15 protein-coding genes and 1 tRNA gene are annotated in these 15,464 nt (G+C 72.0%); 10 read left to right on the forward strand and 6 right to left on the reverse strand.

Annotation, left to right across the window (positions count from 1 at the left end):
• The first annotated feature begins 189 nt into the window (after window positions 1-189).
• Complete coding sequence (locus tag MHY49_RS01770; protein ID WP_239202107.1) at window positions 190-2,166, forward strand: HNH endonuclease signature motif containing protein; 1,977 nt, start codon at window positions 190-192, stop codon at window positions 2,164-2,166.
• Window positions 2,167-2,355: 189 nt separating this feature from the next.
• Here MHY49_RS01770 and MHY49_RS01775 read toward each other — a convergent pair.
• A tRNA-Leu gene (locus MHY49_RS01775) sits at window positions 2,356-2,437 on the reverse strand.
• 87 nt (window positions 2,438-2,524) lie between these two features.
• On the opposite strand from MHY49_RS01775, the gene MHY49_RS01780 reads away from it, so the two are divergent.
• Entirely contained in the window at window positions 2,525-2,698 is a 174-nt protein-coding gene (locus MHY49_RS01780) for a DUF3618 domain-containing protein (RefSeq protein ID WP_228358047.1), read from the forward strand.
• A 92-nt stretch (window positions 2,699-2,790) separates the two neighbouring features.
• Here the strand turns inward: MHY49_RS01780 and MHY49_RS01785 are convergent, their stop codons facing one another.
• Complete coding sequence (locus MHY49_RS01785) at window positions 2,791-3,315, reverse strand: YchJ family protein (protein WP_370645946.1); 525 nt, start codon at window positions 3,313-3,315, stop codon at window positions 2,791-2,793.
• Here MHY49_RS01785 and MHY49_RS01790 point away from each other — a divergent pair.
• The 5 genes from MHY49_RS01790 to MHY49_RS01810 all read left to right on the forward strand — a co-directional run bounded on the left by MHY49_RS01790 (window position 3,314) and on the right by MHY49_RS01810 (window position 7,052).
• Window positions 3,314-3,754, forward strand: coding sequence for a GNAT family N-acetyltransferase (locus tag MHY49_RS01790; RefSeq protein WP_239202111.1), 441 nt, complete (start codon window positions 3,314-3,316; stop codon window positions 3,752-3,754). The genes MHY49_RS01785 and MHY49_RS01790 overlap by 2 nt on opposite strands.
• A 43-nt stretch (window positions 3,755-3,797) precedes the next feature.
• Window positions 3,798-4,382, forward strand: a complete 585-nt coding sequence (locus MHY49_RS01795) for a sugar O-acetyltransferase (protein ID WP_239202113.1) — start codon at window positions 3,798-3,800, stop codon at window positions 4,380-4,382.
• Window positions 4,383-4,450: 68 nt separating this feature from the next.
• Window positions 4,451-5,215 (forward strand): SDR family oxidoreductase, encoded by a 765-nt coding sequence (locus MHY49_RS01800; protein ID WP_239202115.1) that lies wholly within the window; start codon window positions 4,451-4,453, stop codon window positions 5,213-5,215.
• A 38-nt stretch (window positions 5,216-5,253) separates the two neighbouring features.
• Window positions 5,254-6,066 (forward strand): TVP38/TMEM64 family protein, encoded by an 813-nt coding sequence (locus MHY49_RS01805; RefSeq protein ID WP_239202117.1) that lies wholly within the window; start codon window positions 5,254-5,256, stop codon window positions 6,064-6,066.
• Window positions 6,067-6,302: 236 nt separating this feature from the next.
• Window positions 6,303-7,052, forward strand: a complete 750-nt coding sequence (locus MHY49_RS01810) for a hypothetical protein (RefSeq protein ID WP_239202119.1) — start codon at window positions 6,303-6,305, stop codon at window positions 7,050-7,052.
• A gap of 16 nt (window positions 7,053-7,068) precedes the next feature.
• Here MHY49_RS01810 and MHY49_RS01815 read toward each other — a convergent pair whose 3' ends face one another.
• Window positions 7,069-8,166, reverse strand: a complete 1,098-nt coding sequence (locus tag MHY49_RS01815) for an NADH:flavin oxidoreductase/NADH oxidase (protein WP_239202121.1) — start codon at window positions 8,164-8,166, stop codon at window positions 7,069-7,071.
• Window positions 8,167-8,370: 204 nt separating this feature from the next.
• Between MHY49_RS01815 and MHY49_RS01820 the strand changes: the two genes are divergently transcribed.
• On the forward strand, window positions 8,371-9,276 hold the full coding sequence (locus MHY49_RS01820; RefSeq protein ID WP_239202122.1) for a LysR family transcriptional regulator: 906 nt from the start codon (window positions 8,371-8,373) through the stop codon (window positions 9,274-9,276).
• A 22-nt stretch (window positions 9,277-9,298) separates the two neighbouring features.
• Here MHY49_RS01820 and MHY49_RS01825 read toward each other — a convergent pair whose 3' ends face one another.
• Both MHY49_RS01825 and MHY49_RS01830 read right to left on the reverse strand, forming a co-directional pair.
• On the reverse strand, window positions 9,299-10,138 hold the full coding sequence (locus MHY49_RS01825) for a PrsW family intramembrane metalloprotease (protein WP_239202123.1): 840 nt from the start codon (window positions 10,136-10,138) through the stop codon (window positions 9,299-9,301).
• A 2-nt stretch (window positions 10,139-10,140) separates the two neighbouring features.
• Window positions 10,141-10,773, reverse strand: coding sequence for a MarR family winged helix-turn-helix transcriptional regulator (locus MHY49_RS01830; protein ID WP_239202124.1), 633 nt, complete (start codon window positions 10,771-10,773; stop codon window positions 10,141-10,143).
• A gap of 98 nt (window positions 10,774-10,871) precedes the next feature.
• Here MHY49_RS01830 and MHY49_RS01835 point away from each other — a divergent pair, with 98 nt between their 5' ends.
• Window positions 10,872-13,040 carry an MMPL family transporter gene (locus tag MHY49_RS01835; RefSeq protein WP_239202125.1) on the forward strand — a complete coding sequence of 723 codons (2,169 nt, stop codon included), beginning with the start codon at window positions 10,872-10,874 and terminating at the stop codon, window positions 13,038-13,040.
• A 201-nt stretch (window positions 13,041-13,241) separates the two neighbouring features.
• Window positions 13,242-14,261, forward strand: coding sequence for a TerC family protein (locus tag MHY49_RS01840; protein ID WP_239202126.1), 1,020 nt, complete (start codon window positions 13,242-13,244; stop codon window positions 14,259-14,261).
• Here MHY49_RS01840 and MHY49_RS01845 read toward each other — a convergent pair.
• On the reverse strand, window positions 14,245-15,453 hold the full coding sequence (locus MHY49_RS01845) for an NAD(P)/FAD-dependent oxidoreductase (RefSeq protein ID WP_239202127.1): 1,209 nt from the start codon (window positions 15,451-15,453) through the stop codon (window positions 14,245-14,247). The genes MHY49_RS01840 and MHY49_RS01845 overlap by 17 nt on opposite strands.
• Window positions 15,454-15,464 lie beyond the last annotated feature (11 nt).

The following is a 15,464-nucleotide window of genomic DNA, read 5'->3' on the forward strand; positions in this document are numbered from 1 at the left end:
ATCGGGGGCGTTCGGAGGTTCCTCCACAAGGGGGTGTTTTCCACGAGTTTATCCACTGAGAGGTGGGTGGGCACAGAGGGGGCGGGGAATGTTCGCGGGTTTATCCACATTCTCGATTGAGGTCTAGTTTTCGGGGGCGCGGCGGGATAGAATCGGACATATCGATCGAGCGCGAGTGGCGGCGGTTTCATGGTTGAAGTCGCCGGATTCATTGTTCTCGTCTATCGATTCAGAGTCTTGACGTCGCGCACTATCGTGCGGAGTCGTGGAATGCCAGGGAAGGGGGTGGGTGGTGTGAGTGCGGTGGAGCAGCCGGAGTCGCAGGGGCGTCTGGACCTGCCCGGGGAGCCGGCGATCGAGTCGACCTTCTCGGTCCTGGATGACCTGGAGAAGATGACCGAGCGTCAGCGCGAGGACATGCACGTCCACACGCCCCGCTTCGTGGCCGCGCCCCCGGAGGGCGTCCGACCCTTGTTCATCGTGAAGGAACCCAAGAAGGCGGTCTGCCGGGACGTCGTCGCGCGCAGGGTGAAGGCCCGCCCGGACGCGGAGCTGACCGCGCAGGTCCGCGCCCTGTGGGACGAGGGCGTCGACGAGTCCTACGAGCTCTCCCGTCGCTTCGTGGCGTTGGCTCCGTTCTGGGCGGGGCGTGAGGACATGGACGCCGACCCGTTCGAGGTCGAGCAGCAGGACCTCATGGTCGCGGTCGCGATGCGCTGCACCCGCGGGCAGGCCGCCAAAGCCATCACCGACGCCCACCGGGCCGTGGACCTCCTGCCTCGCTGCACTCAGGCATTGGAGGCGGGGGAATTCCCTGCGGAATGGTTCCGCACCCTGTTGCGGCGGACCGCTGATTTCACCCCGGCGGAGATGGTGCTGGTGGATGTGACGGTCGCGTCGTGGTGTTTGGCGATCATGCCGAGGGTGTTCACGAAATGCCTCGAACTCTTGGTGGCGAAGATTCAGCAGCGGCATCCGAAAGAACCCGAAGAAGTCTCCGCGACCCGTCGCCGCATGGTGCTGGACCCCGGAACCCTCGACGGCGTCGCGTCCCTGCGGATCATCGGCCCTGCCCCCGAGATCAAAGCCCTCGCCGGGCGGTTCGATCAGGCGGCGCGGGCGATCCAGAACGCCCAGCGCCACGCCCTCATCGAGGGCACGGAGATCCCGCTGGATCCGGATCGTCGGGTCGAGAACGAAGGCATGCCCCTGTCGTTGAACCTGATCCGCTACCACCTCGCCCACGCCGCCCAGCTCGACACCGGCGGCATCACCGTGCCCGAGGCCCGGTTCCGGTTGAACGTGCTCGTCCCCTTCCTCACCCTCGTCGGTGGCGACGACGCCCCCGGTGTTCTCGAGGACGGGACCCCGATTCCCGCGCAGATGGCGAGAGAGATCGCCGGGAAGAGCGAGGAATGGTTCCGAGTCCTCACCGATCCCTCGACGGGTGAGTTTCTGCCGCGGCCGGCGGAGAAGTACCGGCCCACCGGGGCAATGCTCGAACACCTGCGCTTGCGTGGCCAGTCCTGCGGTGTCCCCGGCTGCGAACGCACCGCGTCCGTGGCCTCCGAAGCGGACCACATCGTCGAGTACAACCATGCCGATCCCGTCTGTGGTGGTCGGACGGCGGTGGAGAACCTGCATTTCCTGTGCTGGTTCCACCACGCGATGAAAACCGCCGGGCGCCTCGATCCCGTCCGTGTGGAGGCGGACGAGTCGCCGGCAGGGACCGCGGGCACGGTGTGGGAGATGCAAGAACGCTTCCGCGTGTTCCGCGAGGACGACACCGACCTCCTCACCCCACAGGCCGTCGCCCAACTCGACGCCGTCTGGGACTCGATGCAGCGCAGGCAGGACGAGTACGAGCAGCAACGCGATGCAGACGCCGGAATCAGCGCAGAGGCACCGACTCCCGATCCCTCCCGGCTGGACTCGCCGTGGCCGATCCGGCCCGGGCCACCTGACCCGTGGCCCCGCGTGGACATGGACCAGGCCGGCGCCCCCGACCTGGAAGAAGTCCCCGTCGAGAAACCCGTGCGCCGCCGGTACCAACCGCTCCCGACGTTCCAGTTCGACGGCGACATCCCCATCAGCGCCACCACCCGAAAACCACGCGAGAAACAGAACCCGCCACCCAAGTTTGACCCCGGACCACCACCCTTCTGACCCACCGGCGCGGCCCACCCTCGCAGGGCATCGAGGTCAGAACCCCGAAAGCAGCACCACCCTCACCTGTAGAGGGGCACGCCACCGTGCCCCTCTACAGGCACGCCCGAAACCGGATCGTGCGTCGGGGCCGACGAGGGCAGGGCGGCGCGACCGTGAATGCGATGGCCGCATGAATTGGGAGACAGGTGCGCGAGGCGGGACTCGAACCCGCACGCCCTCGGGCACTGGAACCTAAATCCAGCGCGTCTGCCAGTTCCGCCACTCGCGCGCCGCACCAGAGTAGCGGTCCGGACGCGGCGGCCCCGTGTGCACGATACGATCGGACCCGTCAGCACCCGACGACCCGGAGGCAGCCGTGGCCAAGAAGAACAAGGTGTCCCTGGAGGACATGCGCCAGGAGGCGACGAGGCGCCAGGACAACCTGGCCTCGGACATCGACGAGCTCGTCGACCGCGTGAACCCCAAGAACGCCGTCGCCCGCTGGGCGAACGAGGCCGTCAGCACCGTGAAGGGCCTCTTCCGCCGCTGACCCGCAGCGCACATGCTCGCCCCCGGCGCGGATCGCTCCGCGTACCGGGGGCGAACTGCGTCCGAGGGGCCGCCCCCTGCTCATCATCGGCGTCAGCCGCGGATCTCCCCGTCGACGTAGACCCACCCCGGTGCTTCCTCCACCCGCCGGAATCGCGAGCGCTCGTGCAGACGCACCTTGCCCTCGCTCCCACGCGCGATCGCCACGAACTCCACGACGCCTTCCGCATCCCCGGGACCGCCCGCGTCCACGTCGAGGATCCGCAGCTTCTGCCAGCGCAGATCCCCATCATCCGACGCCTCGAGCTCCGCGGCCGACGGGCGCTGCGCCGCGTCCCAGCTGCGCCGAAGGTGCGCCGTGTCCCCGAGGGCGAAGGCGGAAAAACGCGATCGCATCAGCGCCTCGGCCGTCGGGGCGTCGCGATCACCGGCGAGGATCGGTCCGCAGCAGCCGGCGAACACCTCGCCGCTTCCGCAGAGGCAGGAATCGTCAGGTGCAGGTGCAGGTGCAGGTGCGTTACCAGCCCCGCGATCGCGCGGGTCATCGGATTCCGGGGTGGGGGAGGGCATCGCCCCAGTATCCCGCGGAGCCCCACCGACTGCGAGGATGACGAGCATGACCTCGCATCTCCCGCCCCGCACCCTGCCCGATGACCTCGTCGCGAGCACCGAGGCGCCGACCGTCGAGGAGTACGTGCACCTGCGCACCGCCTCCGGCCTCAGCCCGAGGACTCCTGAGCAGGCGGCGCCGATCCTCACGGGCAGCTGGGCATGGCAGACCGTGCGCGACGCCGACGGCGCCCTCGTCGCGATGGGCCGGGTGATCGGCGACGGCGGGTGGTACTTCCATATCGCCGACATGGCGACCGCGCCCGCCCAACAGGGCCGCGGGATCGGCCGCGTCGTCCTGGACTGCCTCATCGAGAGGATCCGCGCCGCCGCCCCGCCCGACCCGTACATCACGCTGATCGCCGATCCGCCCGGGCGTCGGCTGTATGACGCGACCGGCTTCGTGGACGTCGCCCCGTCGCTCGGCATGCGGCTCGCGGGACGGTGAACCCGGCCTCCACCACGCGCCCCTCGCCCGTAGGCTCGTGCCCATGAAGCCCTTCGCCGTCGACCCCGACGACCCCCGCAGCCAGCTCGAGCGGATGCTCGCCGGCGACTGGTACATCGCCGACGACCCCGACATCCAGCGGGAGTTCCGTCGCGCCCTGCGCGAGACCGCCCGCTTCAACGACGTCTACGCCCAGGACCCCGACGCCTCGCAGGGCATCCTCGGCAGTCTGCTCGGAGGCCTGGGTGATGGGGCCCACGTGCGGGCGCCCCTGCGCGTCGACTACGGCAGCCGACTCTTCATCGGCGCGGGCACCTTCGTGAACTTCGGGCTCGTCGCCCTCGACGTCGTCGACGTCCGCATCGGCGAGCGGTGCCAGCTGGGCCCGAGCATCCAGCTGCTCACCGCGATCCACCCGCTCGAGCGCGAGGCGCGCGCCCAGGGGTGGGAAGCGGCCGAGCCGATCACGCTCGAGGACGACGTGTGGCTGGGCGGCGGAGTCATCGTCTGCCCCGGCGTCACCATCGGCGCGGGAGCCGTGATCGGTGCGGGCTCGGTCGTGACGTCCGATGTGCCGCCCGGCGTCCTCGCCGTGGGGAGCCCCGCACGGGTGGTCCGGGAGCTCTGAGCGTCCGGTAGCCTCGGGACGATGCCGGTCGCGCACCGGCGCCCAGACCCCATCGAAGGAGCAGCACCATGTCGTCGACGTCCCTCGCAGGCAAGACCGCCGTCATCACCGGATCCTCGCGAGGCGTCGGCGCGGACACCGCGAAGCTGCTCGCCGCCCAGGGCGCCAACGTGGTCGTCAACTACCGCCAGAAGGCGCCCCGCGCCAACAAGGTCGTCAAGGAGATCGAGGAGGCCGGCGGCCGCGCGATCGCCGTCGGCGCCGACCTCACCAGCCCCGAGGACGTGCGCGGCCTCATGCGCGCGGCGGTCGACGCCTTCGGCGGCCTGGATCTGCTGGTCCTCAACGCCTCCGGCGGCATGGAGGCCGACCTCGGCGAGGACTACGCGATGCGCCTGAACCGCGACGCGCAGCTGGACGCTCTGCTCGCCGGCACCGAGCTCATGAGCGACGGCGGCCGCGTCGTCTTCGTGACCAGCCACCAGGCCCACTTCATCCGCGACGTCGAGACCATGGACCAGTACGTCGCGGTGGCGCTGTCCAAGCGCGCCGGCGAGGACGCCCTGGTCGAGCGCATCCCCGAGCTCGAGGCCAAGGGCATCAGCTTCGTCGTCGTCTCCGGCGACATGATCGAGGGCACGGTCACCGCGACCCTCCTGAACCGCGCCGAGCCCGGAGCCCTGGACGCGCGCCGCGAGGCCGCCGGCCGCCTGTACTCGGTCGCCGAGTTCGCGGCCGAGGTCGCGAAGATGGCCTCGGCCGACGTGAAGACCGGGCACGTGGAGCTCGTCGGCGGCGCCGAGGACTTCCTGGCCCAGTCGGCGGATTCCTGAGCGAGGACGCCACGCCGCCCGCATCCCCGGATCCCGCCGTGCCCCACGGCGAGTCCGCCCCGCCCGGGACCGCCTCGCCCGAGCGGTCCCCGCATGAGCATTCCGCCCGTCGGTTCGAGCCGCTGCCCGTGCTGCGGTCGATGGGGCTCGTCGCGGTGGTGCTGCTCATGGTGTGGCTCGCCCTCACCGTGCGCCTTCCCTCGCTGGACGTCCTCCAGGATCGCCTCGAGGACTACGGCTGGGCGGCGTTCCTCGTCTTCGCCCTGCTCTACGCCGTGGTCGCGCTGACCCCGATCCCGGTGACGATCATGGCGGTGGCGGGCGGCATGCTCTTCGGCGTGCTCGAGGGCGGCGTGCTCTCGATCGTCGGGGTGATGCTGGGCTGCTGGGGCGCCTACTGGGTCGCCCGGCTGCTGGGCCGCGGCGTCGTCGGGAAGATCCTGGGCAGCCATGCCCGCACCGTCGGAGATCGGCTCGAGAACGGCGGCTTCGCCGCGGTCTTCCTGCTGCGGGTGATGCCGGGCCTGCCCTACTGGCCGGTGAACTACGGGGCCGGCGCCTTCGGCATCACCCAGCGCGAGTTCCTCACCGCCTCGCTCATCGCCTGCATCCCCGGCCAGATCTCCCTGGTCGCGATCGGGGCCTTCCTGGCCGATCCGGGCGTCGTGATCGGCGTCGTCCTCGCCGTCTCATGGGCCGTCGTGATCGTGATGACGATCTGGGGCTACCGCGCCTTCCGCGGCACCGCCCGTCGGCCCCTGCCCGGGTCGCGGCCCCACGGCGACGGGAGCCGGACCGGGTCCGACGGGAACGACACGGACCCCGGGAACATCGCGGACGACCAGGCCTGATGCCCTCGGCGTGGGGCGCGCGGCCGTCCCGTCGGGGTGTGTCGTCCGGGCCGCCGGTCTTCCGGGCCGAACCCGTTCCTGGAGCGGTCGTGCGATGACGTATTCTCTGCCGGTGAGGCGGATCGGACAGGTCGCTCAATTCCGACGTAACCGACCGGTGCTGGGAGGAGCGAGCAGGCCGCCGGACCACCCGCAGGAGTGACGAGGGGAGACGCATGGGGGAGCAGGGGACTCGCGTGCACGCGCGACGCGCCGGCGCTCTCATGCCCGAGAGCCGGAACCCCATCGCACAGCGGGTCCTGGACTCCGCGCGCGAAGTGCTCGCCCAGCAGCCCGGCTCCGCGGTGACCCTCGACGAGGTGATCAGTGCGGCGCGGGTCGAGCCCGCCGGCGCACGCCGGCTGTGGAGCTCCGACCAGGACCTGATGGTCGGCCTCATCGCCCGGGACCTGCTCGAGGCCGCGCGCCGCGTCTCCCGCGCCCTGCGCGAGGATCCCGCCCGCGCGCGACCCGACCGGCTCTGCCTGCATCTGGTCGAGAGCCTGCGCTCGCGCGTGCTGGTGTGCGCGCTGCAGAGGGCCGACGGGGACCTCCTGGGCGACGCGGTCGACGACCCCCGCACGGTGCAGCTCACGCGGCTGCTCATGCCCGTCGGCCTGGTCGGCGAGATGGTCGGGATCTGGCGCGAGCACGGCCTGGTGTGCCTCGTCTGCGAGGCCGATCACCAGGCCTTCTCGCTGCAGTGCCTCCTGCGCGGGTTCATGGACCCACTTATGGCGGGCCGGCCCCTGCACGGCTCGCACGCGGGGGACGACCTCGCCACCGAGACCTTCGCCTCGGCCGTCGAGCGCGTGCTGGGGCGGGGCCCGGCGAGCGATCGGCCGGACCACGACGACGAGGCGGAGAGCCTCGCCGCCGCGGCGGCCGACGTGCGGCGTCTGCTCGCCGAGCGCACCGCGTCCGTGCACTCCCTGCTGGGGCTGTGACCCGCGGGTCCCTGCCTCAGCCGCGCAGCTGCTGGCGGTAGGCGCGGACGTAGGGGGCCGGGATGGGCGGCTCCGCGATGCGCAGCGCGAGTGCCGTGCGGATCGCGAAGCTCGGGTCGCGCAGGAACTCGCGGCCCACGCGCACCACGTCCGCGAGGCCCGTCGCGGTGATCTGCTCCGCCTGCCAGGGCTCGTCGATCATGCCGACGGCGGAGACCGGGATGCCCGCGCCCTGCTTCACGGCCGTCGCCAGCGGCGTCTGGTAGCCGGGGCCGACGGGGATCTGCGCCGCCGGGCTGTTGCCTCCCGAGGAGATGTCCACCATGTCCACACCGTGCTCGCGCAGCCACTGCGCGACGTGCACCGTGTCCTCGACGTGCAGGCCGTCCTCGACCCAGTCGGTCGCCGAGAGCCGCACCAGCAGCGGCATGCCCTCGGGGATCGACGCGCGCACGGCGTCCACGATCCGCAGCAGCAGCCGCGCGCGGTTCTCGAGGCTGCCGCCGTACTCGTCCGTGCGGACGTTGCTGAGCGGGGAGATGAACTCGTGGATCAGGTAGCCGTGGGCCCCGTGGATCTCGATCATGTCCATCCCGGCCTCGACGGCGCGACGGGCGGCGGCGACGAACGCCTCGATGACGCCGTCGATCCCGTCCGCGTCGAGCGCCCGCGGCGCGGTCAGATCGCCGAAGGCCAGATCCGAGGGGCCGACGGTCTCCCAGCCGCCGTCGGCGACGGGGATCGAGGTGCCGGGCGCCGGGTTGCCCCACTCGCTGAAGGTCGAGGCCTTGCGGCCCGCGTGGGCGAGCTGGATGCCGGCGGCGGCGCCCAGGGAGTGCACGAGGTCGACGACGCCGCGCAGGGCGTCGCGCTGGGCGTCGTTCCACAGGCCCAGGTCCTGGGGGCTGATGCGGCCCTCGGGCACCACGCCGGTCGCCTCGACGATCACGGCGCCCGCGCCGCCGCGCGCGAACGAGCCGTAGTGCATGAGATGCCACGGGGTGACGACCCCGTCGGTCTTCTCGACCATGTACTGGCACATCGGCGGGACCCACACGCGGTTGCGCACGGTGAGATCGCGCAGGGTGATGGGGTCGAACAGGGTGCGGCTCATGCCACTGCTCCTCGAAGCTGGGGGACGAGCGCCGGCCGCCGTGTCCGCGCGCCCCAGGGCGAGAGATCCCCCGATGGCGATCCCGGACATGGCAGCGACGCTGACTGACATCGACGAAGCTATACCTCGACGCCTCCGGCGTCCAATAGCTGCGCCTATGGCGGACATGTGTCCGCGTATGGGGCGGGCGGTAGGGTGGAAGACGTGAGCACACCCGTCCTCGACCTCAATCTGCTGCGGACCTTCCTCGCCGTCCACCGGGCCGGCTCCTTCACCGCCGCGGCGCGCGCGCTCGGTCTCAGCCAGCCCTCGGTCACCACGCAGATCCGTGCCCTCGAGGCGCAGGTGGACCGCACGCTGTTCACGCGCCTGCCGCGCGGCGTGGAGCCGACGCCTTACGCGCACGAGCTCGCCGAGCGGGTGCGCGGTCCGCTCGACGCCCTCGACGCCCTGCGCACCGACGAGTGCGACCTCGACGGCGTCGCCACCCCCGTCCATCTCGCGGGCCCCGCCGAGATGCTGTGCTCGCGGGTGCTCCCCGCCCTCGCCCCGCTCGTCGCCGAGGGCGTGCAGCTGCGCACGGCCGAGGGGCTCACCGACGAGCTCCTCGAATCCCTGCGCGAGGGGACGCACGACCTGGTCATCACGACCCGTCGGCCGCGGGGCCGGGCGCTCGCGGCGACGCCGCTCAGCGACGAGGAGTACGTGCTGGTCGTCGCCCCCGAGTGGGCGCGCCGGCTCGAGGGGCGCGAGGACGGGGAGAGCCTGTGCCGCGCGCTGCGGGAGGTGCCGCTCGTGAGCATCGCCGAGGACATGCCGATCGTGCGGCGCTACTGGCGCTCCGTGTTCGGCGCCCAGCCGCCCGGGGCCGCGCTCATCGCCCCCACCCTGCACGCCGTCCTCGCGGCCGTGCGCGCGGGAGCCGGGGCGAGCGTGCTGCCGCGGTCGCTGTGCCGGGAGGATCTCGAGGCCGGGTCCCTCGTGGACCTCGGCGGCGAGGACGTGCCGCCCCTGAACACCCTGTTCCTGGTCCAGCGGCCCGGGGCCGAGTGCAATCCCGCCGTGGTCCGCGTGCGCGAGGCCCTCGAGGGGGCCGCGCGCTCCTGGTGAGGGCGGTGAGGGACGGGGCCGCTCAGCGCGGGTCGCCGGCGACGCCCTCCAGCGACCTCACGTGCGAGCGGTGCGCGCGCAGGATGAGGAACACGAGCGCGCCGACGCTGACGACGCCGATCAGCACGTGCAGCACCGCGCTCGAGGTCGCGTCCCAGGCCGTGTGCAGGACGATCGCGGCCACATAGGTGAGCACCAGCTCGAGCACCGCGAGCCCCTTGCGTCGCCCCTCGACCAGGTGCCAGACGGCGGCGCAGATCGCGCCCGTCCAGGCGACGTGCCCCGCCGGGACGAGGATCGCGCGCAGGACCAGCGTCGAGTCGAGCGCCGCGAGGCCGCCCCCGCGCTCGAGCAGCGCGTTGAAGCCGTAGCCCATCGTCTCGAGCACCGCGAAGCCCGTGCCCGCCGCGATGCCGACGGCGATCCCGCCGCCCCGGGTGGCGCGGTGCGCGATGGCGAGGACGAGCAGCGGGACGATCAGCTTGGCGGTCTCCTCGATGATCCCGACCAGCAGGATCGACTCCTGTCCGAGGATCAGCGCCGCGATCGTCTCGAGGAAGCCGGCGATGGTGACGGCGAGGAGGCCGCCGACGCCGACCGTCAGCAGCACGATCGGGATCGGCACCAGGATCCCGCGGCGCGTGGTCTGGGCCGCGAGCAGCACGGTGAGCGGCACGGTCCCGGCGCCCACGAGCAGAACGGTCGGCAGCAGGGTGGTGTTGCGCGTGAGCAGCATGACCACGAAGATCACGATGTAGGCGAAGACGCCGACGACCAGGACGAACAGCCAGGAGAGGCGCTCGTACCAGGGAGATCTGGGCAGGGCGTTCGGGGCGGCGGCGGGCACCGGCGGGGTCGTCATCGTCAGGTCCTCGGCTCTCTGGGCTCAGGGGAGGGGGTGAGTGCGGGGGCGGATGCGGACGATCGTGCCTCGCGGGCCCACGGAGCGTCCTCGACGGAGATCTCGCGGGCCATCGAGCGCAGGAACGTCGTGATCGTCTCGCGCTCGGCGTCGCTGAGGCGCGCGGCGGCGCGGAAGCGGCCGGCCTGCTGGCGTCCCATGGTCTCCATGGCCGCCTGCCGTGTCGCGGGCGCGACCTCGATCGTGATCGCGCGGCGGTCGGAGGGGTGCGCACGGCGGTGGACGTGCCCGCCGCGCTCGAGGCGGTCCAGCAGCTTCGTCGTCGAGGCGCTCGAGATCCGCAGCTCCGAGCCCAGGGCCGCGGCCGTCGGCCGCTCGCCGCGGTGGGCCGCGGCGATGAGGTAGTGCAGCGCGCGCATGTCCGTCGAGTTCAGCTGCATGTACGCCTCGGAGGCCTCGCGCAGCTCCTCCTCGGTGCGCCGCAGCTCCACGAGGGCCGCCATCAGCTCGTCGATCCCCGTGATCGCCTCGCGCGTGAGCCCCGAGCGGTCCACGAGCTCCCCGGACGGGTCGCTCGCGTCGATGTCCTGCACCCGCCAGGGGGCGGGGGAGTGCGGCTCGGGACTCGTGCTCATGGGCGACAGCGTAGCCACCGCCCGCGACGGGACCGGCGGCGATGAGCGGCGATGGGGTAGATTGCTCGCCAGGCTAGCAATCTCTGGACGGAGCCCTCATGACCCACCGCGGCACGCCCACGCCCCGGACCCGCTGGATCCGCGCCGTGCGGATCGTGCTGCCCGCGCTCCTCGTGGTGCTCTGGCTCGCGGGCGCCTCCGTCGGCGGGCCACTGTTCGGCCGCATCGACGAGGTCTCCTCCAACGACCGGACCGCCTACCTCCCGACCTCGGCCGAGGCCACGCAGGTGCAGAAGGCCGCCGAGGCCTTCACCGAGGGGGACACCATCCCCGCGATCGTCGTCGTCACCGCGGACGGCGCGGGCGACGGGGCGCTCAGCGAGGACCAGCTGCGCGGTGTCCAGGACGCCCTCGCCTCCGCCGAGGACCTCGACCAGGTCTCCGGGAACGCGTCGCCGCCGATCCCCTCGGAGGACGGCCGGGCCGTCGAGTCCTTCGTGCCCCTGGACGCGGATGCCGACCTCGGCGCGGCGGTCTCCGACCTCGAGAGCGCCCTCGCCGCGGACCTGCCCGAGGGGACGACCTCGTACGTCACCGGACCCGCGGGCTTCTCGGGCGACCTCACGGAGGCCTTCTCCGGCATCGACGGCCTGCTGCTGGGCGTCGCGCTCGCCGCGGTGCTCGCGATCCTGCTGATCGTCTACCGCTCGGCGCTCCTGCCCTTCATGGTGCTCGCGACCAGCATGTTCGCCCTGTGCGCGGCGCTCGCGGTGATCTGGCACCTGGCGCACGCCGGCGTGCTGCTGCTGAGCGGGCAGACCCAGGGCATCCTGTTCATCCTCGTGATCGGCGCCGCCACCGACTACTCCCTGCTCATGGTCGCCCGGTACCGCGAGGAGCTGCGCGCCGTCCCCGACCGCGGCGTCGCGCTGCTGCGCGCGATCCGCGGCACCGCCGAGCCGATCCTGGCCTCCGGCGGAACGGTGATCGCCGCCCTGCTGTGCCTGCTGCTGAGCGACCTGCGCTCGAACTCCACGCTGGGCCCGGTCGCCGCGATCGGCATCGCCTTCGCGATGCTCTCGGCGCTCACCCTCCTTCCCGCGCTCCTGTTCCTCGCGGGCCGCACCGCGTTCTGGCCCCGTCGGCCGCTCTACGACCCCGCCGAGGCCGAGCGCAGCGAGGAGGAGCTCGTGAACCGCGGGCTCTGGGCCGGCGTCGCCCGCCGCGTCGAGCGCCACCCGCGCCGGATCTGGATCGGCGTGGTGCTCGTGCTGTGCGTCGCGTGCGCGGGCCTGCTCCAGCTGCGGGCCGACGGCGTCTCCCAGTCCGAGCTCGTCCTCGGCGACTCCCAGGCCCGCACCGGCCAGGAGGTGCTCGGCGAGCACTTCCCGGGCGGCTCCGGCAGCCCCGCCCAGATCCTCGTCCCGCAGGACCAGCTGCAGGAGACGGCGGACCGGCTCCTGGACGCGGACGGGGTGGAGTCGGTGAGCGCGCGCTCCTCGGACGCTCCCTCGGGCAGCGCCGCGGTCACGTCCGACGGGATCCGGGGCGGTGTCGACCCCCGCGTCGAGGACGGGCGCGTGCTGCTCGAGGCGACGCTCGCCGACGCCCCCGACTCCGCGGCCGCCGAGACCACGGTGCGCGGCCTGCGGGAGGACCTGCCGCAGGACGCCCTCGTGGGCGGCGAGACCGCCACCGCGATCGACACCGACGACGCCTCCGTGCACGACCGGAACCTCATCATCCCCGTGGTCCTCGCGGTGATCGCGGCGATCCTCGTGCTGCTGCTGCGCTCCCTGCTCGCCCCGCTGCTGCTCATCGCGACCACGGCCCTCTCCTTCGGGGCGGCGCTCGGGGTCTCCGCGCTCGTCTTCGACCACGTGCTCGACTTCCCGGGGGCCGACGCGGCCGTGCCGCTGTACGGCTTCGTGTTCCTGGTCGCCCTGGGCATCGACTACAACATCTTCCTCATGACCCGCGTGCGCGAGGAGTCCCTCGCGTACGGCACGAGACCCGGGATCCTGCGCGGACTCACCCTCACCGGCGGAGTCATCACCTCGGCCGGGATCGTGCTCGCGGCCACCTTCGCAGCGCTCGCCGTGATCCCGATCCTCTTCCTGGCCCAGCTCGCGTTCATCGTCGCCTTCGGTGTCCTGCTGGACACCTTCGTGGTGCGCACCCTGCTGGTCCCGGCGCTCGCCGTCGACGTGGGGCGCAGCGTGTGGTGGCCCTCGCGGCTCGCGCGCCGCGCGGACCGCGCGGACTGAGCGGACCGCGCGGACTGAGCCGGCCGTTCCCAGCTCCAGTTCACCTTCCCTCCGTAGCGTCTGCGGTGCAGAGGGAGTACTTCGCCTCGGCGGGCTCGTCAATACGGTCGTGCGATCACGACCCGGGCCGTCGGTTCTGGGGGACCAGGACGAAGGAGACTCTGGCAGCCATCGCTTGCCCGAGCCCCTCAGGAGCCCTCAGTGGACGTCTCACCCCTCGTCTGGACGGTCACGCTCGCCGTGACCGTCGCCTTCTTCGTGTACGAGTTCTTCGCGCACGTGCGCACCCCGCACGAGCCCTCGATCGGCGAAGCCGCCCGCTGGTCCGCCCTCTACATCGGCCTGGCGCTGCTGTTCGGCGTCGGCATCGGGGTCTTCTCCGGATGGGGATACGGCGGCGAGTACTTCGCGGGCTACCTCACGGAGAAGGCGCTGTCGATCGACAACCTCTTCGTGTTCCTGCTGATCATGACCAGCTTCGCCGTGCCCAGGGTCCATCAGCAGAAGGTGCTGATGATCGGCATCGTCATCGCCCTCGTGCTGCGCGGCGCCTTCATCGCCGTGGGCGCGACGCTGATCGAGAACCTCTCCTGGGTCTTCTACGTGTTCGGCGCCCTGCTGCTCGTGCTCGCCTGGCGCCAGGCCTTCGGGTCCGAGGACTCCGATCCGACCGACGGCCGGATCATGCGCCTGGTGCGCCGCGTCCTGCCGGTCAGCGACGAGTACGACGGCGGCCGCTTCGTGACCCGCATCGACGGCAGGCGCTTCGTCACCCCGCTCATGCTCACGGTGCTCACCATCGGCGTGGTCGACGTGGTCTTCGCCGTCGACTCGATCCCCGCGATCTTCGGCCTCACCGAGCAGACGTACATCGTGTTCACGGCCAACGCATTCGCCCTGATGGGCCTGCGTCAGCTGTACTTCCTCATCGGCGGTCTGCTGCAGCGCCTCGTCTACCTCGCGCAGGGGCTCGCGATCATCCTCGCCTTCATCGGCGTCAAGCTCGTGATGCACGCCCTGCACGTCAACGAGCTGCCCTTCGTGAACGGCGGACAGCCGCTGCTGTGGGTGCCCGAGGTCCCGATCTGGTTCTCGCTGTCCTTCATCGGCCTCGTGGTCGCGATCGCGACCGTCGCGAGCCTGCTGCGCACCCGCGGCGCGGGGGCCGACGAGGCGCTCGACGAGGAGGCCGAGGACCCGTCCCTCAGCCGCCGGGGCTGATCCTGCCGCGCAGGTCCTCGGGGCCGGCCACCGGGTTCTCGCGGGTCTCGGCGATGAGCTCGCGAGCGGCGTCGACGCTGTCCCACGTGTTCCACAGCAGCGCGCCGCGGACGCGCCCGTCGGCCCCGTAGAGCACGACCTCGGCGGAGCCGTCCTCGGAGGCGTCCTCGCGCAGGACGCCCGAGGCGTCGAGCTCCCCGATCGCCTCGTAGCCGTCGTCGAGGAGGTCCGACCAGAAGAACGGCGTGTGCTCGTACGGGGTGAGGTCGCCGGCCATCGCCCGGCCGGCGGCCCTCCCCATCGTCTCGGCGTTGTCGACGTGCTCGACGCGGCGCCTGCCCAGCAGGGCATCGGGGTAGGAGGCGACGTCCCCGGCGGCGAAGACGTCCGCGGCGGAGGTCCTCAGCAGCTCGTCCACGACGATGCCGTCGTCCACCTCGATGTCCGCCTCCTGGGCGAGGGACGTGTTCGGGGTGACGCCGATCCCGATCACGACCGCATCCGCGGTGATCTCCCCGCCGTCCTCGAGGGTCAGGGTCACGGAGTCCCCGTCCTCCGAACCTCCGGCGAGGCGGCCCGTGACGATGCGGGCGCCCTTCGCGGCGAGCTTCCGGGTGATGCGGTCCGAGAGATCCGGCGGGAACATGCCGGGCTGGACCGTGCCGTGGGGGAGGACCAGCGTCACCCCGACATCGTTCTGCAGGAGCGCGGAGGCGATCTCGCCGCCGATGTACCCGCCGCCGACCACGGCGACGTGCGCGCCCGGGCTCGCCACGGCGCGCAGCGCCCGGTAGTCGGCGCTCGTGCGGTAGTGGATGACGCGCGGGCCCGGCGCGATCGGGCCGGTGCGCGGCGAGGCGCCCGTCGCGATCAGCAGGTGCTCGAAGCCGATCCGGGTGCCGTCGGCGAGTTCCACGCGATGTCCGTCCGGGTCGATCGCGACGACCGGGCTCGAGGTGTGGAGCTCGACGCCCTCCCCGGTCACATCCAGCACCGAGTCCTCGAGGGACGCGTCGGCGTCCAGCCACAGCGTCTTGGACAGATCGGGTCGGTGCACGGGCGGGTCGGGCTCCGCACCGAGGACGACGATCGAGCCGGTGCCGTCCTTCTCGCGGATGCCCGCAACGGCGCTGGCCGCGGCGACCCCCGCGCCGACGATCGCGTACGGGTAGGAATCCTGGAACTGCGTCATCGCGGCCTCCT

The organism is Brachybacterium sp. ACRRE (assembly GCF_022346485.1).
Lineage (GTDB): Bacteria > Actinomycetota > Actinomycetes > Actinomycetales > Dermabacteraceae > Brachybacterium > Brachybacterium halotolerans.

Coding starts and splice junctions, on each gene's coding strand:
- MHY49_RS01770 (WP_239202107.1), top strand. CDS start 190: ATGGTTGAAGTCGCCGGATTCATTGTTCTCGTCTATCGATTCAGAGTC.
- MHY49_RS01790 (WP_239202111.1), top strand. CDS start 3,314: ATGACCTCGCATCTCCCGCCCCGCACCCTGCCCGATGACCTCGTCGCG.
- MHY49_RS01785 (WP_370645946.1), bottom strand. CDS start 3,315: ATGCTCGTCATCCTCGCAGTCGGTGGGGCTCCGCGGGATACTGGGGCG.
- MHY49_RS01795 (WP_239202113.1), top strand. CDS start 3,798: ATGAAGCCCTTCGCCGTCGACCCCGACGACCCCCGCAGCCAGCTCGAG.
- MHY49_RS01800 (WP_239202115.1), top strand. CDS start 4,451: ATGTCGTCGACGTCCCTCGCAGGCAAGACCGCCGTCATCACCGGATCC.
- MHY49_RS01815 (WP_239202121.1), bottom strand. CDS start 8,166: ATGAGCCGCACCCTGTTCGACCCCATCACCCTGCGCGATCTCACCGTG.
- MHY49_RS01825 (WP_239202123.1), bottom strand. CDS start 10,138: ATGACGACCCCGCCGGTGCCCGCCGCCGCCCCGAACGCCCTGCCCAGA.
- MHY49_RS01830 (WP_239202124.1), bottom strand. CDS start 10,773: ATGAGCACGAGTCCCGAGCCGCACTCCCCCGCCCCCTGGCGGGTGCAG.
- MHY49_RS01835 (WP_239202125.1), top strand. CDS start 10,872: ATGACCCACCGCGGCACGCCCACGCCCCGGACCCGCTGGATCCGCGCC.
- MHY49_RS01845 (WP_239202127.1), bottom strand. CDS start 15,453: ATGACGCAGTTCCAGGATTCCTACCCGTACGCGATCGTCGGCGCGGGG.